We start from the raw sequence: 20,451 nt of genomic DNA on the forward strand, positions 1-20,451 counted from the left end.
GTTAATAGCCCTACTTAACTTTATTATTATAATCCATCGATCGCCCACAGAGAAACTTTTGATATTGATAACCTGTTACATAATTGGAGGACAACTCTGAAGGTTGACAGTCCGATAAATCTATTGAAGAATGGAAATTGATTAACCATAATTCAAAAGGGGGAGAAGATGACCGATTAAAATTTGGCTTTTCTTCTGGGTTAACTAAGATAAACTTAGGGTTTTTATCGGGAAATCTTTGGTTAAATTCCCAAGCAATTCCCATCATTTCTCCCACCTGCACCAAACTCCTATAGCTAGTGGCAATTACTAACGGATAACGGCTATTATTTTCGATAGTGGTAACTAATTTATCTGGGCGATAATACTTACGATAGCCTAAATTAAAAGTCACACTTAGGGAACTAACTAAAGCCATGATAATTACAATAATTACTATTCTTTTCTGCTGCCTTTGCCAACAATTGTCTAATAAAATTGCCAGAATTAAAATTACCGAGGGAAAGTAAACAAAACTATATCTAGCTCCCCGGGTAATATCGATCGAAAGCAGATAAGTGATGACAAAGAAAATGGCAATTGAACTGAGAAAAAATGCCGAGAGAATGCCTAATTCTGGTTTATAGGAGTCTAGCCATGCTGTTTTTAATTGTGGGATAATCCAGAGAAAAAAACCGATCATTATTGCCCCAGAAATCAAGATAATTATTAAAGATTCTGATTCAACGGGGAGCAGGGAAAGCATAGTTATTAATGTTCCCAGTAACTGAAAAAGGGGGCTAATTACGGCTAAAAAACTATCATTGTCTCTCTGAATCCAACCAGTCATCTGATTGCCATAATCTTTGGGTACAAAGCTGATAAACCAAATAATAATAAAGCTCAAGTTACCTAAAAAAACTAAACTTAAACGCCACCAATTAGTTATCCAAAAGTTTTTTTGTTTGATTTGATTGAATAAAATCCATAATAAAGTTAGCACTTCCGCTAGGATAGTTAAACTAAAAAAATAGTGGACTAATAACCCTAGACAGTTGACAATTAACCAGAAAAAAACCAAAGTATGGGATATTCTCTTATGGTCGATAATTTTGCTGCTTGCCCTCAGAAAACAGCCTAAAGATATGAGGACAAATACAACCGCTAAAGTATAATGACGCGCTTCTTGGGAGATAAAAACCGCGTAGGGAGAAACCGCCATTAAAATCGCCGACAGAAAAGCGATCGAGCCAGATTTAAAGACCAATTTACTGATAAAATAAATTAGAGGAATCGAAATAACTCCCCAAAATACTGCCAGCGATCGCATTCCTGCTAAGGATACATATTCTCCCCGATCAAAGAATAATTTATTCCAGAAATAGGCGAAAATAAAATATAAAGGTGGATGATTGTCCTCCTGAATAACTAATTTAATTACATCGGCAATAGTTGCCTGATGGTTGCTCTGGAGAGGTGCTAATAAAGTGTCTAGGGAAATTATTTGATTTAACGGCACTATCTGGTAATTATTGCCAATACTAAAAACCATAGTGGCAAATTCATCCGTCCAGGGAGGTTTGCTCGTTAATTGTGTTAACCTAATAACCAGTCCCAAAATTATTACTAATCCTAACCCAAAAAAATCAGACCAAGCTAACCGCTCCTTGCCTTTTTGTTGTAGATTAGAAATGACTGTAGATAAATTCAATTTAATTGTTATCTCCAAAAGATTCGATTATTTTAACCGCTTCCGATGGGGAAATATCTTGACGGCAATTAGGATAATCATACTCCTCCCGGGCAATTAATGCCCCACTGAGACGATAAAAATATTCTCCCATTTTCATCCAATCGGAATACAAATCGGGTTCGGGAAATTGTTGCCTTAATTCCGAGTCTTTGGGTGTACCATAATTAAGCCAGTATCCTTCTCCAAATAGTGGGGAATTGAGCGCTAGGGTTCCCTCTAATTCTAAACCATCATCGCCCCTGGCGTTTTCGATTCCTTCCACCAAAAAACAGCTATTCTCGGCATTTTCAAAGAGGACTGCGTATCCTTTCCCCTCTTCTGCGAGGATTTTAATCTCGCTGGCCCGAAATCCAGGAGGGATATAGTTAGGTAAAATAATCTTAGCATCTAGCGATCGCAGTTGTTGGCGTTGACTGGCGCTCAAAGTTACCGTTTCTGCTCTCAAATATTGCCCATTGTCAATAATAACAATAGATAATCCTAAAACTAAAGGCCAGAAAAATTTTATGGTCATAATCGCGGTTTCTAAGGTCATATTCTGGAGAATATCTGAGTTTTTAGGCAATTTACTGATTATTTAACCAGATTAATGACGAATATTGCCCTTTTCCTGTTCCCGATTCCCTATCTACCGATTCTAATCGACAAAAAATCATAGCTTGTCTGTGGATTCCACTTTTTTCCACTTCTGTCACCCGGAATTATGGGACTGACATCACCCCAAACCCTCTCGTATTCTAAGGTTATCGACAGGAAAGAGAGGTAACAACCATGTTAGTCAGCCACCAAAATCCAACTTTTGTCCGTAACTACTTAATCGCAGTTATCTCCGTGGTGATGATGGGTGTGGGAGTTGCCGATCTCGTCAATAATCCCTCTCGAATCGCTCAACAAAACCGTCTTGATGGTTATGGTCGCTATGTTAGCGCTGGTTTGGTTAGCGGTGCGGTCAATAATATGCGTTAATTTGCCTCTGATTCTCAATCCTGTTTAAAAGGTGTGAGTAATTATAAATTATGAATTATGAATTATGAACTGGGGAGAATAAATAAAAATAATCTCCTGACTCCTGACTCCTGACTCCTGACTCCTGATAACTGATAACTGATAACTGATAACTGATAACTGATAACTGCTTAAACCCAAGAATGGAGAGCGCGTAATTGGGGCGTTTTTTTAGCTTGGTGGGTCTGCATTCTTTGTAAAACATCATCGAGAATTGTCACCGCTTCGCGGATATATTTCCCCTTATTCAGCATGACACATTCGGCCCTTTCGGCCATAGCGGCATCGGTAATCTCGGCCCGGGAGGGAATACTTTTCTTGACCAGATTTTCTAGGACTTGGGTAGCCCAAATTACCGGAATATGGGCCGCTTCGCATAACCAGAGAATTTCCTCTTGAATTTCTGCTAATCTTTGATAGCCAATTTCTACGGCCAAATCACCCCGGGCAATCATCACGCCAAAAGGTTGTTTACCGGCGGCATGGATGATTAATTCCGGTAGATTTTTCACGGCTAAAGGTGTTTCTATTTTGGCCACAATTGCTTTTTGTCGCCAAGCATCCCCCAAACGACTTTGTAACTCTAGCTGTAGTGTCTCGATATCGCTGGCTTTTTGTACAAAAGAGTAACCGATAATATCGGCATTTTCGGCAATAAAATCTAAATCTTGCCGGTCTTTTGCGGTCAAAGGATCGATATTTAAGACGGTATCGGGGAAATTTAGTCCCTTATCTGCTTTGAGTTTTTCCCCTTTCTCCCTGGCGTGGGTAATTTTTAGTAAAAGACCTTCCGGCATTATGGCAATAACTTCAGCCCCAATATGACCATCATCAATCCAAACTTTCGCCCCGACGGGAATTTGGGGAATAATTTCCGGTTGGGAACAATTAGCCTGAAAATACTGAGGATGAGCAGTGTGGGGCGGTTGGGTGGTTAAGAGGAGAAAATCCCCTTGATATAGTCTGGTTTGGGACTGGGGAGCTAAAATCTGTTCTAAACGGATTTTTGGACCGGCTAAGTCCATATAAACTTTACAGGTATGTCCATTGACTAAATTTTCGGGATTTTTGACCGCCTCGCGCAGATTTTCGATCATTCCCTGCCACTCTTTGGGTCCATCATGGGCGCAATTAATGCGAATACAGTCCATCCCGCAACGCAGTAATTGAGCGATAAAATCGGGGTCGGTTGCCGCCTCCGTCGGCATTGTCACCATAATTCGCACCCGACGCCGGGGGGAAGGCAGACCGAAAACTTCCGCGCTATGGGAGGCTAAAAGTTGATCTCCTTGGAAAAATGCCTCTAAAGGGGGATGTTTGGGTAATAATGAGGCTTCTTGATGACAAACCGCCCCTAAAGTGGCAATTACCGCATCGAGAGTCGGTAAAACTTTCGATTCAATCCGGCCTAGGGAAGATAATCCCCAGGGCATTAAAGCTAATTGTAAATCCCGGATATCTTCTTGTCTCAGGGCGAGATAATAGGCTAAATTACGGGTGCTAGGTTGAAAATTATCCTTTTCAATCAGGTTTTTCCACTGCTGCAATTTCTCCTCTCCTTCTACTGTTACAAAATGCCGTAACTTTTGCAGATGATGGAGGAGAGTTTGAGGGTAGGATAATTGTTCTCGTTTGAGTTGTTCTGAGAGAGTTAAAGACATAAAATCAAGTGAAAAGTAAAAATCGTCAATTAAGTAAGTGGTTTCAATTAAATTGAAGATAGATTTTAGGTTCGATCCCCCCTGCCCCCCTTGATAAGGGGGGTGCCGATAGGCGGGGGGATCTGACAACTTTTAACGCCTACCTACTTAAGTAAGTGGTTTCAATTAAATAGATTTTGTCCTTGATCCCCCCTGCCCCCCTTGATAAGGGGGGTGCCGATCCCCCCTTAATAAGGGAGGTATCTGACAATTTTTAACATCCACCTACTTACTAAGGCAATATTTGCCTAGAAAATGCTCACTTTCGCCGCTTATATTGCTTTTGTCCGGCTATGGGGTCAGTTCTTGGACATAATCTCTCTGTTTCTATACTAAGCGAATATCCCGCCTCTAGAAGTTAATTTTTGCTACGATTTATGTCGGTTATCTTCATGGTGAGTTGGGAAGTTTTCTTTTTCGGGAGTCGGTGGTCGATACTAAAAAAGCTAGGTTTATCGGTGAAAAATTATCGATAAGCTTCCCTGTCTTATACCTTTGATATTATTAAAATAATGGCGGACATTGGTTGAATAAATTATCTTTTTTGAGCTATATTAAAGGTGCATAAAGTTATTAGTAACTACAGTATTAAGTTTTATGAAGGGAGGGAATGATCCAGAATCGCGACTATAATGATTAAACAGATCATTCCTGTGTCGGCGAGAGCGAGAAAATATGTCTGCCACTGAATACGAAGCAATTATCGGTTTAGAAACCCACTGTCAACTGAACACCAGAAGCAAGATATTTTGTTCCTGTCCCACCAACTTCGATAGTCCCCCCAATACTAACGTCTGTCCCATCTGTTTGGGTTATCCGGGGGTATTACCCGTCCTTAACCAAGAAGTCCTGGCCAGTGCCGTTAAACTGGGATTAGCTATCGATGGTAAAATCACACCTCATAGCAAATTCGATCGCAAACAGTATTTTTATCCCGACCTGCCGAAAAATTATCAAATTTCCCAGTATGATCTCCCTATTGTCGAACAGGGTCAACTAGAAATCGAGATCGTCGATAAAAAAACTAAGGAAGTTAGCCGCAAAATTATCGGCATTACCCGTCTGCACATGGAAGAAGACGCGGGAAAACTGGTTCATGCTGGCAGCGAACGTCTCTCCGGTTCCACCCATTCCCTCGTGGATTTTAATCGTACAGGTGTACCATTATTGGAGATCGTCTCGGAACCGGATTTACGCACCGGGGCCGAAGCGGCGGAATATGCCCAAGAATTACGGCGTTTAGTGCGTTATCTCGGCATCAGTGACGGTAATATGCAGGAAGGTTCCCTGCGCTGCGATGTCAATATTTCTGTTCGCAAAAAAGGCACTAAAAAGTTCGGGACTAAGGTAGAAATTAAAAATATGAACTCCTTTAGTGCTATCCAAAAAGCCATAGAATACGAGATTGATCGACAAATTGAAGCGATCGAAAATGGCGAACTAATTGTACAGGAAACCCGTCTTTGGGAAGAAGCTACTCAACGGACGATTAGTATGCGGAAAAAAGAAGGTTCTAGCGATTATCGCTATTTTCCCGAACCGGATTTACCCCCCCTAGAAGTCTCCCCCGAACAGTTAAAAGCTTGGGCAGAAGAATTACCGGAATTACCCGCTCGTAAACGTCGTCGTTATGAAGAAGAATTTGGTCTTTCCCCCTACGATGCCAGGGTTTTGACCGATGATCGCACCGTGGCCGAATATTTTGAAACTGCCGTAATTGCGGGGGCCAATGCGAAATTAGTCGCTAACTGGATCAGTCAAGATATCGCCGCTTATTTGAATAATAATAAGCTGATGATCACGGAAATTGCCCTGCAAGCGTCAGACTTAGCTGAATTAGTTAAACTGATTGAAACGGGAACAATTAGTGGTAAAATTGCTAAGGAAATTTTACCCGAACTTCTCACCCAGGGCGGTTCACCCAAAGCGCTGGTGGAAAAGAAAGGATTAATACAAATTTCTGACACTTCTGCCATCGAAAAACTGATCGAGGAAATTATCGCTGCCCATCCAAGCGAGTTAGAAAAATTCCGGGCGGGTAAAACCAATCTTAAGGGATTTTTTGTCGGTCAAGTCATGAAAAAAAGCGGCGGTAAAGCCGATCCTAAATTAACTAGCCAAATCTTAGATCAAAAACTTTCTGGTTAGTTATATTCAGTGATCAGTAATCAGTAGAAATTATGAATTATGAATTATGAATTGGGGAGGGGGGAGAATAAATAAAAACACTCTCCCGAATACTGTCTCCTGTCTCCTGTCTCCTGTCTCCTGAGAGCTAAAATAACTGATAACTGAAAATGCCAAATTCCCCAACAACCTCGCAATTAAAGCCTAATAGCCCAAAAATTCTCGCTGTTGTCAACGGTAAAGGTGGTGTGGGTAAAACCACCACTGCGGTTAATTTAGCGGCAATTTGGGGACAGAATCAGCGTGTTTTGCTGGTGGATGCGGATCCCCAGGGTTCCTCCACTTGGTGGGTAGAAAGAAATCAAGCGGGTATGGTATTTGATTTAGCCAAACAAATTAATACAGAGAAATTAGGAGAATTGCGTCAAATTATCGAGTATGATCTGATCGTGATTGACACACCACCAGCTTTGCGCTCCGAATTACTGACGGCAGTAATAGCAGAATCAGATTATTTAATTTTACCGACTCCTCCCGCACCGATGGATTTAATGGCTTTAATTGACACGGTACGCACGGCAGTTAAACCCCTAGGAATTGCCTATCGGGTTTTATTAACAAAAGTGGATTCCCGTAGTCTTAAGGAAACTTTAGAAGCACAAAATACTCTATTAGAATTAGGTATTCCTGCTTGTCATGCTTTTGTCAGAAATTATAAGGCCCACGAAAAAGCCGTTTTAGACGGGGTTGCTATTACCAATTGGCGCGGTAAAAATGCCCAAGAAGCCAGCGCCGATTATCGTCGTGTGGCCGAAGAATTAGAACGGGATTGGTAGATTTATCGACAGGTTTTCTAAGGACAATATTTTTGCAGTAAAGAAATCACTAAATCTAGACCATCGGGCTGAACTTGAACAGTATAGGCTTCGGCTTCAATTTGTCTGCTAAAACCCTGATAATTCATAAAAAATCTTCTGGTCATTGCTGGGGGTTCTATGCCTAAATTAAGAGCTTTAACTGTTTTGCCTCCATGACAAAGTTGAGCGGCATGGACAGCTTCATGAATTAATGTTGGTCGGGCAATACCTAAGTCAAAAACCAGAGGATGAATCCAAATAATTCTAGTTTTACTATCAAATAAACCGTAGGCTCCTCGTGCTGGTGGCGGGGCAATTTTGACGATGAAATTGTGTTTTTCTAAAGCTTTCTGCAGCTGGAGAAAATCAGGGTTTGCCGCCGATAAATTTTCTCCTGTGGCTAATTGCATCCCTAGAAAAACAGCAGCGATTGTGTAATAAATGCCCATCAGGTGATAGTTCCTATTAAAGAAAAATGGCTCTTCGTTACTTGTTATGGTTCGATAGGGGGGCATAAATCAACAAAATCTTTATCTGGTAAGGGATTTAATTGATTAGTTTGCTTTAGATAAAAAACAATTGACAAAAATCGCCCAATGTCTTTCTCTATAAGGGTTCCATCCCTTATAACTCCCGTCTATTGCATAAGACAAACCGAAGAACCAGAAAAATCAAAATTAGCAGGAGGTTATTCATTGATGAATCGAACCATCGGGGAGAATTGTTCCTGTTAAAATTGCCCCGGTTAATTTCACCATAATACGCTTACCAAAGCCAATTTTTGCCCCGCGTAAATCCGCCGCCGACAGATCCGCCCCGCTTAAATCCGCCCCGATGAGATTGGCTTCCTGTAAATTTGCGCCTTTAAGGTTCGCTTCGAGGAGATTGGCGCGAAAAAGATTAGCTTTGTACAGATTAGCTTTTTCTAGGTTAATTTTGTGCAGGAAACTATCGCTTAAGTCGGCATGGCTTAAATCAGCCCCGATGAGACTGCGACTAGAGAGATCTTTTTCTTTCAGGTTAGCTCCCTGTAAATCGGCTCCGTTTAAATCCCGATAGTGAGGGCGCCAGGCGCCATGATTGTGAACCTGATGGTTATTCTGGGAGTGGCTGTGTTGACTATGGGTTTGTTGACTGTGGGTTTTATGACTGTGGGTTTGGGAATTTTGGCCGGGTTGGCTAGGGTGAGGCTGATAGGGAGAAGCAGTTTTATAGGCGTGGGCGGGCTGTGTTTCAGTTTTAGGGGCGGAATTGGAGCGTTTAGGAGAATTTTGATGAATTTGCCGCAATTGTTCCCTAGCTTGGTTAATTTCTTGCAGTTTAGCGGTGGCTTTTTCCAAAAGACGCTGATTATCTTTGGGAATGCGATCGGGATGCCAAATAAACACCAAATCTTTGTAGGCTTGATTGATCTCGTCGAGAGATGCCCCGTGATCTAACCCTAAAACTTTATAGTATCGCTCCAATTCTTTCATTATCGAAGTCCTAATACAAGGATAAAAGCATTAATGGCTACAATTTCTCTGAGTCTTGTCGGATTTTCTAGGAGAGGATTTCTTTCAGGATAATTTGACTCTGGGAGAGTTGCCATAAAATTTGAGAAAATGTCTGGTAATTAAGAAAATCTCGTTTTTCTATCCTGTTTTGATGCGTAACTGTATAGCACATAACAGCAAAATTAGCAAGTTTTTGATACAAAACTTAATTTGTGCTGTTGGGGGTTAGGGAGAGAGAAGTGGGGAAGCGAGCAGGGTGAAAGCGTCTCAAACGCTATTGACAATTGGCCAATTTTGTGATCCGCGTGGGACTTTCAAGTGATACCAGTCGATTAGAATAGTTAGGAAATCGACCCATTTGGTCTATTTTTGCTTAACAATTGAGATGGTAAATTCTACTCAAATATGCTTGAATCGTCCTCTGGGTAAGCAACTCACATAAAGTTCATTTTGTCAAGGATTGTTAAGATGCGCTTACCCCGACATTGATATTCTCAATCTTGGCTCTCCCAGCTTTGGTGGGTAAAATGTATTCTAAGATACATTTCTCAAGAGCGAGGGGGTGGAACGAACCACAAAGACACAAAGGACACAAAGATCGATCGATCATTATGTCAATTAAACTTATCACACAGAACCTAGAAGAGCCCAATCTTAATTGAAATGACTATATTAACCTCTCACAATAAACCGCGATAACGGATAAAAACGAGGATTACTGCCCAAGAACCTAAAGCTACTTTAACGGCGACTAAAATGTTTAGTATCGGTAAAATACCCCCACTAAATAGCGCCCCTAATTCCCCGTGGGGTAACTCAAATCCTGAGAGAGTAATGGCGGCTAAAACAATAAAAACTAAGACGGAAATTTTCTCCCATGTTGCCGCTTGCCAACGGCGATAAATTGCTTGCATCCATTCGGGAGACGAGGTAATTGCTATTAAGCCAATTGCCGTACCTCCGGCGACTCCAGCGGCAAAACCTCCCCCCGGACTTAAATGTCCGCGGATAGCTAATTCAATGCCCACTAAAGCGGCAATTGTTGACCCTAAACGGGCTAAAATAATTGAAGGTTGGTCGGTAAATTGATGGATTTTACTGGCGGGTTTTTCGGTGGCTAAAAGAAAATTCGCCCCCATAATGGCAATGGTAAAAACAACCACTTCATAGATGGTATCGTAGAGACGATTACGAAAAATAACCACCGAAACCGCATTAGGAACACCGCCATCGCGCACCAGGGATTCAACAATTTCTAAGGATGATATAGAGGAAGCAGTATTGGGAATAATTACCATTTTGACAGCGAAGGCAATAGCGGCTAGAGTATAAATCCATTTCATTAGTGTTTCTCCTCTAATTTTGGGGTTTCAATACAAGTTAAAATCGTGTTGGCTGCCGTTAATTCATTTTTAAAAATATCGTAGAGATAGGGTAATCTAATTGTGGTTTCGTAGGGGATGGTTTCTGGATTGTCTTGACGGATACAGACGGCATGAATATCCTTATCTATAAGTGCCTGTTGCAAAGCTTGTTTATCACTGTAGGCAACTAATTCTAAACGCATAAAACGTTTACTTAAAACCGTTTGTAGTTGAGTTTTTAACTGTTCTAAAACTGTATCGGTTTCCTCGGCAATTACTCCTAAACGCATCACTAAAGAGGAACGAATCGCCACCGCGTAGAGAGTTACGGCTAACATGGTTCCCATCAAAGCTTCGGTTAAAGATACATCTGCTGCCCCTAATAAAGCATAAACTAAAGCGGCTATTGCCCCTAAAACCCCGCGAATTACTAAAGCTTGGTAGGGATTAGATTGTAACATCACCATCGCCGCAGTTAAAGGCAAGAGGGCAACAATAACATAGAGATAACTTTCATTCATCTTTAATTCTACTCTCGATCGCTAGAAGTATAAGCTAAAACGTAGCCTAACATGGTGTTCCAAATTGCTAGGGAAATTATTGCCAATAATAATAAAGGCCAATTATGGGGAACTTTCAAAAGTAGCCCGAAAATAATCGCCATCGAACCCAAAGTATCAGCGACAGATAGACCATGTAATTTATATAATACCGAGCGCTTGTCTAAAAGATGCGCCGTTCCCCAAAACCAGAAAAAAACTCCGATAGCGATGCAGATATAACTGAAAATGTCAATCATGATTCGTTCAATCGTTTAAGAATTTGTGCTAATAACATAAAACCGGCATTACCAACACTGAGAATAATCACTCCTACCACTCCAATCATCCAATCATCCCGCAGAACCGACACCACTAGAATAATAATCGATGATTTACTGGAAGCACTGGCAAAGGCGGCCATTTTTTGCCAGATGTCATCATTTTTTGCCACTTCATAAAGGGGAATTAATAGGGCGACAATCATGGCAATGAGAACAATATTCATCCCTGGGTACTCCGTTTAATTACATGAACTTCATAACCCTCATTTTCCTTGTATTCGGTGACGATAGTTTTCGGGGTAAAGGTAATGAGAAATATATCCCAAAAAGCCAGTCTGGGTGAACGTTTACCCGAAATTCTCTCGAAAATAATTTCTTCTTCCTTGTGGGGACGAAAGATAATTTCAAACGCTTCTTTATAAGCTTGGGGAATAGCCATAAAGACTTTAATTATTACCTTTAACCAATCGCCTAAAGTTTCGCTAGAGGCGAAATTACGGGGCAAAAGAAAAGCAATAGCCACCCCGATCATAATATTAGCGGGGGTAAAATTAGCGGTGAGTAAAAACCACATAGTTAAACGCAGAATTATATGTCCGATCATGCTAAAACCATCCAAAACAATAGAACTAACATTATACTCATCATACCGATGAGATTATCAAATTGTTCCCATGCCCGTGATAATTTTAGGGATAACTTTTTGAAAACTCCCAGATATAACCACCACCCGGCACCAATGACAGCTAAAGCTTTGATAATATTGGGGATATTATAAGCTTCAACATAGACGGCATTGGATAAAAATAGGGCGGCAAGGAGCAGAATTATTGCTATCCAGAAACCGATAGTTAGCTTCTGTTTACTTTCGCCACCCGCGTGGGGTAAAAAGATAAATTTAGCAAAGGAAATCGCCGTCCCCACCGCCACAAGATTGATCATAATCTCTTGCCAGGGGACTAAATTTTTCATCGTTAACGCTTTCGCTCCAAAACCGGATAATAGGGGGAATCCAGAGATGGAAAAACTGGCGATAACAATAGCAATCCAGAGGGAATTAGGGATCGATTGTTGCTGTAATTCTTTAAAATTGCGACTGGGTAAAACTCCCGCTAATAGAAATAGGGAAGATTTAACTAAACCGTGGGTAAGGGTATAAAAACCACTGACTACCGGGGCGGCTAAAATAAAACCCAGCTGCACGATCGTGCTAAAGGCTAACATCCGCTTGCTATCCTTTTCAAAAATCATATAGGGTACACCAAAAATCGCCGTTAGCACCCCGAAAAGCCGAATTAGTCCATCCAAATCCTCTAGGATTAAAGCACAGCGCAGGAGGGGAAAAATGCCCGCTTTTACCACCACCCCTGACATCAGCGCCGAGACGGAGGTTTCCGATTCCGAGTGTGTCATCGGTAGCCATAATCCCGAGACAAAGATTCCCCCTTTGACTAATAATCCCATGAAGATTAAAGCCAAGGCTTCGGGAGGTGCGTCCTTTAAACCAGCAAAAGCAAAGGAATTATTGGCTTTATAGACTAAAACTGCGCCAATAAGGTAAAATAACATCGCCACATTGCTGATAAACAGATAACGCAGGGCAACCCAGAGAGAGCGATCGCTGCGAGGATAGGCAATCACCAGAAAAGCGGCAATACTAATTACTTCTAAGGCAACGTAAACGCTAATAAAATCTTCACAGACGAAGACAGAATTAATGCTGCCGTGGAGAATGATAGCTTGGGCGTAAAAAAAGGCGGTTTTGCTACTTTCCCAGTTATAAAGGATCACCGCCATCGTCACGAGGGCATTGGTGAGGATAAAATAGGCACTTAACTGATCGGCTACCAGTTTCACGCCATAATTATCCAGTAGGTTGAGGGTTATGGGGGCGGATTGGCTAAATAGAAGGAGAGAATAGGCGAGAGAGATAATAGTGGCGGCGAGAGCAAGATATTTGTCTAATCGCGGCAATAAATAGATGATAAAGCCGATCAAAAAGGGTAAACTTATCCAAGCGATCGTTAAAGTATTCATGGTGTGTTATTTTTTTCTATCTCGCTGCTGTCGAGGGTGGGGTTATCTTTGGCTAATTTCATCACTCCCACCAGCATTAACGCCTGAATGGAAAAACCGATGACGATCGCTGTTAAAATCACTGCTTGGGGTACAGGATCGGCGTAATTTTGCTGTTTAACTGTACCGAGGATGGGAGTAAATAAACCGTCACGGGAAGAAATCACCACATAGTAGGCGATAACGCCCGTACTCATGACATCCATGGCGATAATCTTCATGATTAAGTTTTTTTTCAGGAATGTTCCTAAAAATCCGCACAAAACGGTGGCGAATACAAACAACTCTAGCAGGGGAATCGTCACTGGGCTTCTTGATTAGATTTGGTTATGAGTCAAAATACTTTTTCTAATTATCCTCGATCGAGTCCCAATTGATCAAAAAATTCTCAGGCTTTGCCGCTTCTTCCTTGAATCATCGGTGAATTGGTGAAGATCTATAGTTACTATTAGCTAAAAGCTAGGAATGAGGGAGCTAATTGGGCTAGAATTGAAAGGAACAACAGCATTAATATAACAGCCATCATACCGACGAGATTATCAAATTGTTCCCAAGCTGTTGATAATTGTAAGGACAGCTTTTTAAATATCCCTAGATACAACCCCCAACCGATAGCAATAATCCCTAAAGCTTTGCTGATATTTCCCAGATTGTAGGCATCGAAATAGACAGCATTGGCTACAAATAAGGCAGTTAACAATAGTATTATTCCTAACCAACCACTCAAGGTTAACTTTCTCCCAGTGGTAACTTTTGCGTGGGGTAAAAAGATAAATTTGGCAGTGGCGATCGCTGTACCTACGGCTGCTAAATTGATGGCTACCTCTTGCCAAGGTAATAAATTTTTCATCGTTAACGCTTTCGCCCCAAAACCAGATAATAAGGGGAATCCAGAGATGGAAAAACTGGCGATAACAATAGCAATCCAGAGGGAATTAGGGATCGATTGTTGCTGTAATTCTTTAAAATTGCGACTGGGTAAAACTCCCGCTAATAGAAATAGGGAAGATTTAACTAAACCGTGGGTAAGGGTATAAAAACCACTGACTACCGGGGCGGCTAAAATAAAACCCAGCTGCACGATCGTGCTAAAGGCTAACATCCGCTTGCTATCCTTTTCAAAAATCATATAGGGTACACCAAAAATCGCCGTTAGCACCCCGAAAAGCCGAATTAGTCCATCCAAATCCTCTAGGATTAAAGCACAGCGCAGGAGGGGAAAAATGCCCGCTTTTACCACCACCCCTGACATCAGCGCCGAGACGGAGGTTTCCGATTCCGAGTGTGTCATCGGTAGCCATAATCCCGAGACAAAGATTCCCCCTTTGACTAATAATCCCATGAAGATTAAAGCCAAGGCTTCGGGAGGTGCGTCCTTTAAACCAGCAAAAGCAAAGGAATTATTGGCTTTATAGACTAAAACTGCGCCAATAAGGTAAAATAACATCGCCACATTGCTGATAAACAGATAACGCAGGGCAACCCAGAGAGAGCGATCGCTGCGAGGATAGGCAATCACCAGAAAAGCGGCAATACTAATTACTTCTAAGGCAACGTAAACGCTAATAAAATCCTCACAGACGAAGACAGAATTAATGCTGCCGTGGAGAATGATAGCTTGGGCGTAAAAAAAGGCGGTTTTGCTACTTTCCCAGTTATAAAGGATCACCGCCATCGTCACGAGGGCATTAGTGAGGATAAAATAGGCACTTAACTGATCGGCTACCAGTTTCACGCCATAATTATCCAGTAGGTTGAGGGTTATGGGGGCGGATTGGCTAAATAGAAGGAGAGAATAGGCGAGAGAGATAACAGAAGTAATTAAGGACAGATATTTAGCCCAGCGAGACAGTAAATAGCCAATAAAGCCGCTCAAAAAGGGAACGACTATCCAAGCGATCGTTAGAGTATTGATGGTGTAGGATTTTCTGATCTTTACTTTGTCTAGGGCAGGGTTTTCCTGGACTAATCTGCTCAATTTCACCAGCAAAGATACTTTCTCTAATTATCCTCGATCGAGTCCCAATTGCTCAAGATTTTTCAGGTGGCCAATAGATTGTTTTGGTTCTATAATAGACTTCTTGTATGATTTTTTTATGGTATAATGGAAAGTCTTGCTTTTTTCTCGATTTTTAGATAGAAGTGGAAAAAAGAATAAAATGTGATGTGATCTTAGGTCAAGAAATTATCCATACTTTTGCTATGTTTATTAGCAAAAATATGGATTAAGCTGTTCGTAATTTAAATTGCTTGTTGAGACGAGGCAAGAGGCAAGAGTCAAAAGGCAACAGTAAAGGGATTGGGGAAGGTTCGGCTAATCTAAGAATAAGCGTTTTAAATGCGTCTTAGCTTATCAAAACTTAAAGGAGCGCGAAAGTGTGATTACTTCAACCAATTATATCTCTCTACCCTTTTTTCTCCCAGTTCCTCTGCTACTAGCTTTCACCCACTTATGTCAAGCAGTCAGGCTTATCGGTTAAACAACTTTGATAACTTTAGGCGAAGAGTCCTCCTAAATTGGCGTTTTGTTACTAATCGATCCTACTCAGTCTAGGAGAGCCATTAATTCTTTTTTCATTACTTTTTAGGTTCTGGGGTTTGCTGTTTGGAAGCTGCCGCAATCGCTTGATTTAAACGAGTTAATTCTTCTTTAAACTTCGGTTCTTGGGGATAATTTTTGACTAATTTTTCTAGGAGACTTTTCGCTCCAGAAACGTCTTGAGTTTGTAATCTTGTTCCATAAAGAACCAGCATAACTTCCAGATTGTTGGGATATTTTTGATATAACTTTTCTAAAGGTTCTCTAGCTCCGATAAAATCTTTTAACTGTAGGCGAGCTTGGGCCAGTCCTTGCAAAGCAGTGGGGTTATCTGGTTCGCGTTCAAGAATTTTCTCGTAACCTTTGACCATTTCTTGTAATTTTTCGGGGGCAATAGTTGCCTCTTGCCCGGGTTGACTGCCTTGGGGGGAATTAGAATTATTATTTTTCCATAAACCTAAAGTTGGCACCACCATTAAAGCCAAAAATACTAAACCAGAGGAAACAATTAAGACTCGTTTGAGGGTATCGTTATTTTTTTTGGGCATACTTTTTCAAGATTAGAGATAAGATTAATCAGTAGTAACTTGATGAAATTCGTGACCCCAAAGATTATAAGCCCAAATTCCCAAGCTAAAACTACCTAAGCAGAGAATGGTGATCGTCAGGAAAACTTGCCACCTATTGTAACCCGCTTCCTGAAGTTCTAGACGACCGAGGATAGCAGCAGCTAACAGAATTAAAGCTCGAGTAAATACCGCCCACTTGTGGAAGATAAAGACTACCGCCAAGGACCAGCCAAGAATTGATAATACAGCGCTAATATCATTTTTAAACCAACTGCGGAAAAATAGCGGCATTAAGTTACTAAACAGAGTTAATCCTAGGGCAATTGAGAGGATAACCCCTACCGCTAGGATATAGATGATGATTTCTAGCCATTCGCTAGTGAGAGTCCAATTCATCTCATCACCGCGGGCAAGTAACCAATCACTCCATGATAAACGCTCCTGGGCGATCGACCAGCCAAACAGCCCATAGACCGATGGTATTAGAAAAGTAAGTAGTATAATGCGCCAAAACATAATCAGTTATCAGTTATCAGTTATCAGTTATCAGTTTTGAGTATTAAGTGAGCAGTATGTATTAAGTGAGCCTGATCAAATGCCAGTTTACTACTGTCTTTTCACTGATTACTGTTTACTGCTTACTGATCACTGTTTACTGATCACTGAAAAAAGTCAAGCCTGAACCCTGAAAGAGGGGAGAATTGCCCCTTTTCAGACTTCAGGCCTCTGGGATTGTCCCGATCGCTTAGGACATATACTGGATGATAAAGTCGAAGTAGGGGGCTGCTGCCACGGCATCTTCTTGAGTCAAAAGACCTAAAGCGGCCTCTTTGAGACAACGAATCGCCTCCACCATGCCGGGGACGGGAACATTAAGAGAGTTATACATCTCTTTGACCCCGATCAGGCCGGTTTGTTCGATCGGACCCTTATCTCCGGCTAATACCCCATAGGTAACTAGACGCAGATACCAACCATAATCGCGCAAGCATTGATTATATTGACGCTGACCGTAGGCATTACCCCCCGGCGCTCTATAATCGGGACGTTTCTTGAACAGTTGTTTTTGAGCCTGATCGACGATTTTTTTCTCATTTTCAGCGAGAGTCTCGGCAATGCGAATTCTCTGCTCACCGGTTTTTAAAAATTGCCCGATACCCTGTAGTTCACCACTACTAGGATAACGAAGTTCGTCGTCGGCTTTGAGGATGACTTGGCTAACTACGCTCATAATATCAAGGTAAATTCTGATAACATTCTGTAGTTTATCTCAGGTCGGGGTCTGGAAGTCGAGTCATCCCTGCTGGGTGGGCAATTCCTAAAAATTGTAATATTTCGTTATGAGTTTCCCCGACAGCCCGGTTACTGTCTAGAATGAATGTATTAGTGGTCAGGAGCGAGGAGATGGCAATTGAGATGTCACCGCACACTGATTAACTTGAACCCGATAAGTGGTAATTAATATGGAATTTCTAGCACCCTTGCTGTTGATAGCGGGCATTCTGGGGTTAAATGGCTTTAAAATCGATCGAGAATACCAGCGTGGTGTTATCTTTCGCCTAGGTCGTTATCAAGACACCAAAGGCCCCGGACTGTACTGGATCATTCCCCTAGTTGACCAAAAAATGCAGCTGGATATTCGCACCAAAACCGTCGATATTGCCCCGCAAGAAACTGTCACCGCCGATAATGTCACAATTAAGGTTAATGCGGTTCTCTACTATCGCATTATCGATCCTAGCAAAGCGATTAATAAAGTCGAATCCTATCCTGCGGCCGTTTATCAAGCGGCCATGACCACTTTAAGAAATGTCGTCGGTCAAAATCATCTCGATGATGTCTTGCAAAAACGAGACAAAATTAATCAAGCGGTTCAACAAATTGTCGATGAAATTAGCGAACCTTGGGGCATCGATATCGAACGGGTGGAGATGAAAGATGTGGAAATTCCCACTGGTATGCAGCGAGCTATGGCCAAGGAAGCGGAAGCATTGCGAGAAAAACGGGCCCGTTTGATTAAAGCTGCCGCAGAACAGGAAGCTTCGCTAAAATTAGCGGAAGCTTCCCGATTAATCATGGAAAATCCCGCCGCTTTGGAATTACGCCGCCTACAAATGTTAACGGAAATTGGAGCGGAAAATAACACCAGTACCGTGATTATGCTCCCCTCCGATATCTTAAATCTCGCTCAAAAATTAACTGAAAAAAAATCATAAAATGGCTCAGTTGTCAATAGCCAAAAAGGTTAATTTTCTCTGGTGTGTTAGGTTGGTTTAAGTAAGTGGTTATAATTAAATTGAAGATAGATTTTGTCTTTGATCCCCCCTGCCCCCCTTGATAAGGGGGGTGTCGATAGGCGGGGGGATCCCCCCTTAATCCCCCCTTGATAAGGGGGGTGTCGATAGGCGGGGGGATCCCCCCTTAATCCCCCCTTGATAAGGGGGGTGTCTGATAATTTTTAACGCCTACCTACTTAATTAACGCATGGTGACAAATTCCTCGGCAGCACTGGGATGAATGCCGACAGTGGCATCAAAATCGGCTTTTGTCGCCCCCATTTTTACGGCAATGGCTACTCCTTGAATAATTTCGGCGGCGTGATCTCCCACCATGTGCGCCCCAAGGATTTTACCACTTTCCTGATGGACAACTAATTTCATCAAAGTTTTGTCCTCTCGGCCTGGTAAAACATTGTAACCAGGGCGGAATTTAGACCGATAAACTTTAATTACCGTGTCACCATATTGTTTTTTTGCTTGCAATTCTGTTAATCCCACCGTCGCCGCTTCAGGAGTAGAAAATACTGCCGAAGGAACGTTTTCATAACTCATTAACCGGGGTTTATTACCAAAGACTGTATCGGCAAAAGCTCGCCCCTCATTAATCGCCACGGGAGTTAAATTAATTTTATCGGTACAATCACCCACGGCATAGATATTATCTTCACTGGTTTGGCTATACTCGTTGACGACAATTGCCCGATTTTTTACCTCGACATTGACATTCTCTAAGCCTAATTTTTCCAGCTTAGGAATTCTGCCAGTAGCGGCTAAACCTAGAGCATCAACAAATAAGATTTCTGAGGTTTCTTTACCCTGAATATGTACCTTTAACCCTTCCTCAGTTTTCTCGATCGAAGTGGGGAAAGTTTCGGGCATAATTTTAATTCCCTGACGGATCATTTCCGCTTGAATCTCATCGCGGATATCCTCATCAAACCCTCTTAAAATCTTGTCTTTACGGATTAACTGCACCACTTCTGTCCCCAATCCGTGCATAATACCGGCAAATTCTACCCCAATATATCCCGCTCCTAAAACTATAATTCTTTTCGGTTGTTCTGGCAGTTGAAACATGGCATCAGAAACTACCGTATGTTCGATCCCTGGAATATCGGGTTTAACCGGATGTCCCCCCACGGCAATTAAAATTTTATCGGCAGTAATTTTCTCCTCTCCCACCTCTAGGGTATGGCTATCAAGAAACTTGGCATAATTAGGAAAAATCGTCACTTGAGAATTATCGAGCATCTTTTGATAAATGCCATTTAAACGGATAGTTTCCTGATTAAGCGCGCTAATTAATTTTTGCCAATTTAACTGACTCTCTACCGGACTCCAACCGTAACCTTCCGCATCCTTAAATAGTTGCGGAAAACGACTAGAATAAACCATTAATTTTTTAGGAATACAACCGCGATTAACACAGGTTCCTCCCAAGCGATCATATTCTGCTAATCCCACTTTTGCCCCGTATTCGGCTGCCCGTCTAGCGGTGGCAATACCCCCAGAACCACCACCAATCACGAATAAATCAAAATCATAACTCATAAAAATATCCTCGCGAATGTATAGAAATTTGACGGAATCAAAAAACTTTCTGGGCAAAAAGGGGAGCGAATATCTCGGATCAATCCCTAACTGAATCTATCGAGTAACTAGCACAATATAGTCACTAATGCTGCTAAATTAGAGCCAATTTATTTACTAAGTAGCTGGTTATAATTAAATTGAAGATAGATTTTGTCTTTGATCCCCCCTGCCCCCCTTATTAAGCTATCCATTAGTCACATCTTTCTTAACATAAAATTTGACAAAAAGAGAAAAGTGTGCAAGATGGCTCAAGGGGGTTCTATGGGGGGACTAATTTGATGAGATAGTTTC

General features: G+C 41.6%; 21 protein-coding genes. 4 read left to right on the top strand and 17 right to left on the bottom strand.

Annotation, left to right across the window (positions count from 1 at the left end; all coding sequences use genetic code 11):
• Positions 1-10 precede the first annotated feature (10 nt).
• Both H6G40_RS11055 and H6G40_RS11060 read right to left on the bottom strand, forming a co-directional pair.
• Entirely contained in the window at positions 11-1,690 is a 1,680-nt protein-coding gene (locus H6G40_RS11055; protein ID WP_069475573.1) for a glycosyltransferase family 39 protein, read from the bottom strand.
• A gap of 1 nt (position 1,691) precedes the next feature.
• The gene (locus H6G40_RS11060) at positions 1,692-2,267 is read right to left on the bottom strand and encodes a hypothetical protein (RefSeq protein ID WP_002738922.1); all 576 of its coding nucleotides are present in this window, start codon (positions 2,265-2,267) and stop codon (positions 1,692-1,694) included.
• Between the two features lie 236 nt (positions 2,268-2,503).
• Between H6G40_RS11060 and H6G40_RS11065 the strand changes: the two genes are divergently transcribed.
• Positions 2,504-2,698 carry a hypothetical protein gene (locus H6G40_RS11065; RefSeq protein ID WP_002738625.1) on the top strand — a complete coding sequence of 65 codons (195 nt, stop codon included), beginning with the start codon at positions 2,504-2,506 and terminating at the stop codon, positions 2,696-2,698.
• Between the two features lie 170 nt (positions 2,699-2,868).
• Here the strand turns inward: H6G40_RS11065 and H6G40_RS11070 are convergent, their stop codons facing one another.
• Positions 2,869-4,398: a pyruvate kinase gene (locus H6G40_RS11070; protein WP_159253552.1), complete on the bottom strand. Its 1,530-nt coding sequence runs from the start codon at positions 4,396-4,398 to the stop codon at positions 2,869-2,871.
• Positions 4,399-5,112: 714 nt separating this feature from the next.
• Here H6G40_RS11070 and gatB point away from each other — a divergent pair.
• Together gatB and H6G40_RS11080 are read left to right on the top strand one after the other, a co-directional pair.
• Complete coding sequence (gatB, locus tag H6G40_RS11075; protein ID WP_190537671.1) at positions 5,113-6,585, top strand: Asp-tRNA(Asn)/Glu-tRNA(Gln) amidotransferase subunit GatB; 1,473 nt, start codon at positions 5,113-5,115, stop codon at positions 6,583-6,585.
• Between the two features lie 149 nt (positions 6,586-6,734).
• Complete coding sequence (locus H6G40_RS11080; RefSeq protein ID WP_002739071.1) at positions 6,735-7,400, top strand: ParA family protein; 666 nt, start codon at positions 6,735-6,737, stop codon at positions 7,398-7,400.
• A 17-nt stretch (positions 7,401-7,417) separates the two neighbouring features.
• Here H6G40_RS11080 and H6G40_RS11085 read toward each other — a convergent pair whose 3' ends face one another.
• The 13 genes from H6G40_RS11085 to H6G40_RS11145 all read right to left on the bottom strand — a co-directional run bounded on the left by H6G40_RS11085 (position 7,418) and on the right by H6G40_RS11145 (position 17,519).
• Positions 7,418-7,870, bottom strand: a complete 453-nt coding sequence (locus H6G40_RS11085) for a hypothetical protein (protein ID WP_069475572.1) — start codon at positions 7,868-7,870, stop codon at positions 7,418-7,420.
• A 243-nt stretch (positions 7,871-8,113) separates the two neighbouring features.
• Entirely contained in the window at positions 8,114-8,896 is a 783-nt protein-coding gene (locus tag H6G40_RS11090) for a pentapeptide repeat-containing protein (RefSeq protein ID WP_004161935.1), read from the bottom strand.
• A gap of 701 nt (positions 8,897-9,597) precedes the next feature.
• Entirely contained in the window at positions 9,598-10,260 is a 663-nt protein-coding gene (locus H6G40_RS11095) for a Na(+)/H(+) antiporter subunit B (protein ID WP_002738825.1), read from the bottom strand.
• Positions 10,260-10,802, bottom strand: a complete 543-nt coding sequence (locus tag H6G40_RS11100) for a DUF4040 domain-containing protein (RefSeq protein WP_002738849.1) — start codon at positions 10,800-10,802, stop codon at positions 10,260-10,262. Before H6G40_RS11100 ends, H6G40_RS11095 begins: the two co-directional genes overlap by 1 nt.
• Before the next feature lie 8 nt (positions 10,803-10,810).
• Entirely contained in the window at positions 10,811-11,080 is a 270-nt protein-coding gene (locus H6G40_RS11105) for a monovalent cation/H(+) antiporter subunit G (protein WP_002738537.1), read from the bottom strand.
• Positions 11,077-11,328: a hypothetical protein gene (locus H6G40_RS11110; protein WP_069475571.1), complete on the bottom strand. Its 252-nt coding sequence runs from the start codon at positions 11,326-11,328 to the stop codon at positions 11,077-11,079. Before H6G40_RS11110 ends, H6G40_RS11105 begins: the two co-directional genes overlap by 4 nt.
• Positions 11,325-11,708, bottom strand: a complete 384-nt coding sequence (locus H6G40_RS11115; protein WP_190537673.1) for a Na+/H+ antiporter subunit E — start codon at positions 11,706-11,708, stop codon at positions 11,325-11,327. The genes H6G40_RS11110 and H6G40_RS11115 overlap by 4 nt, the downstream gene beginning before the upstream one ends.
• On the bottom strand, positions 11,705-13,141 hold the full coding sequence (locus H6G40_RS11120) for a cation:proton antiporter (protein WP_190537675.1): 1,437 nt from the start codon (positions 13,139-13,141) through the stop codon (positions 11,705-11,707). Before H6G40_RS11120 ends, H6G40_RS11115 begins: the two co-directional genes overlap by 4 nt.
• Positions 13,138-13,485 carry an NADH-quinone oxidoreductase subunit K gene (locus H6G40_RS11125; RefSeq protein ID WP_002796737.1) on the bottom strand — a complete coding sequence of 116 codons (348 nt, stop codon included), beginning with the start codon at positions 13,483-13,485 and terminating at the stop codon, positions 13,138-13,140. Before H6G40_RS11125 ends, H6G40_RS11120 begins: the two co-directional genes overlap by 4 nt.
• A 143-nt stretch (positions 13,486-13,628) precedes the next feature.
• Positions 13,629-15,095: a cation:proton antiporter gene (locus H6G40_RS11130; RefSeq protein WP_190537677.1), complete on the bottom strand. Its 1,467-nt coding sequence runs from the start codon at positions 15,093-15,095 to the stop codon at positions 13,629-13,631.
• Positions 15,096-15,757: 662 nt separating this feature from the next.
• On the bottom strand, positions 15,758-16,267 hold the full coding sequence (locus tag H6G40_RS11135) for a tetratricopeptide repeat protein (protein ID WP_002739264.1): 510 nt from the start codon (positions 16,265-16,267) through the stop codon (positions 15,758-15,760).
• A 24-nt stretch (positions 16,268-16,291) separates the two neighbouring features.
• Positions 16,292-16,804, bottom strand: a complete 513-nt coding sequence (locus H6G40_RS11140) for a hypothetical protein (protein WP_002738762.1) — start codon at positions 16,802-16,804, stop codon at positions 16,292-16,294.
• 229 nt (positions 16,805-17,033) lie between these two features.
• Positions 17,034-17,519 carry an allophycocyanin subunit alpha-B gene (locus H6G40_RS11145; RefSeq protein WP_002738559.1) on the bottom strand — a complete coding sequence of 162 codons (486 nt, stop codon included), beginning with the start codon at positions 17,517-17,519 and terminating at the stop codon, positions 17,034-17,036.
• Positions 17,520-17,751: 232 nt separating this feature from the next.
• Between H6G40_RS11145 and H6G40_RS11150 the strand changes: the two genes are divergently transcribed.
• Entirely contained in the window at positions 17,752-18,504 is a 753-nt protein-coding gene (locus tag H6G40_RS11150; RefSeq protein ID WP_002745305.1) for a slipin family protein, read from the top strand.
• A 261-nt stretch (positions 18,505-18,765) separates the two neighbouring features.
• On the opposite strand, the gene gorA is transcribed toward H6G40_RS11150, so the two are convergent.
• Positions 18,766-20,118: a glutathione-disulfide reductase gene (gene gorA, locus H6G40_RS11155; RefSeq protein ID WP_069475569.1), complete on the bottom strand. Its 1,353-nt coding sequence runs from the start codon at positions 20,116-20,118 to the stop codon at positions 18,766-18,768.
• Positions 20,119-20,451: the final 333 nt, after the last annotated feature.

Origin of the sequence: Microcystis viridis FACHB-1342, from assembly GCF_014698335.1 — a bacterium.
Lineage (GTDB): Bacteria > Cyanobacteriota > Cyanobacteriia > Cyanobacteriales > Microcystaceae > Microcystis > Microcystis ichthyoblabe_A.

What these genes read in the sequence shown, in the direction of transcription:
- gorA (WP_069475569.1), bottom strand. Translation starts at nt 20,118, where the DNA reads ATGAGTTATGATTTTGATTTATTCGTGATTGGTGGTGGTTCTGGGGGT.
- H6G40_RS11140 (WP_002738762.1), bottom strand. Translation starts at nt 16,804, where the DNA reads ATGTTTTGGCGCATTATACTACTTACTTTTCTAATACCATCGGTCTAT.
- H6G40_RS11065 (WP_002738625.1), top strand. Translation starts at nt 2,504, where the DNA reads ATGTTAGTCAGCCACCAAAATCCAACTTTTGTCCGTAACTACTTAATC.
- H6G40_RS11100 (WP_002738849.1), bottom strand. Translation starts at nt 10,802, where the DNA reads ATGAATGAAAGTTATCTCTATGTTATTGTTGCCCTCTTGCCTTTAACT.
- H6G40_RS11105 (WP_002738537.1), bottom strand. Translation starts at nt 11,080, where the DNA reads ATGATTGACATTTTCAGTTATATCTGCATCGCTATCGGAGTTTTTTTC.
- H6G40_RS11090 (WP_004161935.1), bottom strand. Translation starts at nt 8,896, where the DNA reads ATGAAAGAATTGGAGCGATACTATAAAGTTTTAGGGTTAGATCACGGG.
- H6G40_RS11060 (WP_002738922.1), bottom strand. Translation starts at nt 2,267, where the DNA reads ATGACCTTAGAAACCGCGATTATGACCATAAAATTTTTCTGGCCTTTA.
- H6G40_RS11080 (WP_002739071.1), top strand. Translation starts at nt 6,735, where the DNA reads ATGCCAAATTCCCCAACAACCTCGCAATTAAAGCCTAATAGCCCAAAA.
- H6G40_RS11085 (WP_069475572.1), bottom strand. Translation starts at nt 7,870, where the DNA reads ATGGGCATTTATTACACAATCGCTGCTGTTTTTCTAGGGATGCAATTA.
- H6G40_RS11150 (WP_002745305.1), top strand. Translation starts at nt 17,752, where the DNA reads ATGGAATTTCTAGCACCCTTGCTGTTGATAGCGGGCATTCTGGGGTTA.
- gatB (WP_190537671.1), top strand. Translation starts at nt 5,113, where the DNA reads ATGTCTGCCACTGAATACGAAGCAATTATCGGTTTAGAAACCCACTGT.
- H6G40_RS11145 (WP_002738559.1), bottom strand. Translation starts at nt 17,519, where the DNA reads ATGAGCGTAGTTAGCCAAGTCATCCTCAAAGCCGACGACGAACTTCGT.
- H6G40_RS11115 (WP_190537673.1), bottom strand. Translation starts at nt 11,708, where the DNA reads ATGATCGGACATATAATTCTGCGTTTAACTATGTGGTTTTTACTCACC.
- H6G40_RS11110 (WP_069475571.1), bottom strand. Translation starts at nt 11,328, where the DNA reads ATGAATATTGTTCTCATTGCCATGATTGTCGCCCTATTAATTCCCCTT.
- H6G40_RS11135 (WP_002739264.1), bottom strand. Translation starts at nt 16,267, where the DNA reads ATGCCCAAAAAAAATAACGATACCCTCAAACGAGTCTTAATTGTTTCC.
- H6G40_RS11095 (WP_002738825.1), bottom strand. Translation starts at nt 10,260, where the DNA reads ATGAAATGGATTTATACTCTAGCCGCTATTGCCTTCGCTGTCAAAATG.
- H6G40_RS11120 (WP_190537675.1), bottom strand. Translation starts at nt 13,141, where the DNA reads ATGAATACTTTAACGATCGCTTGGATAAGTTTACCCTTTTTGATCGGC.
- H6G40_RS11070 (WP_159253552.1), bottom strand. Translation starts at nt 4,398, where the DNA reads ATGTCTTTAACTCTCTCAGAACAACTCAAACGAGAACAATTATCCTAC.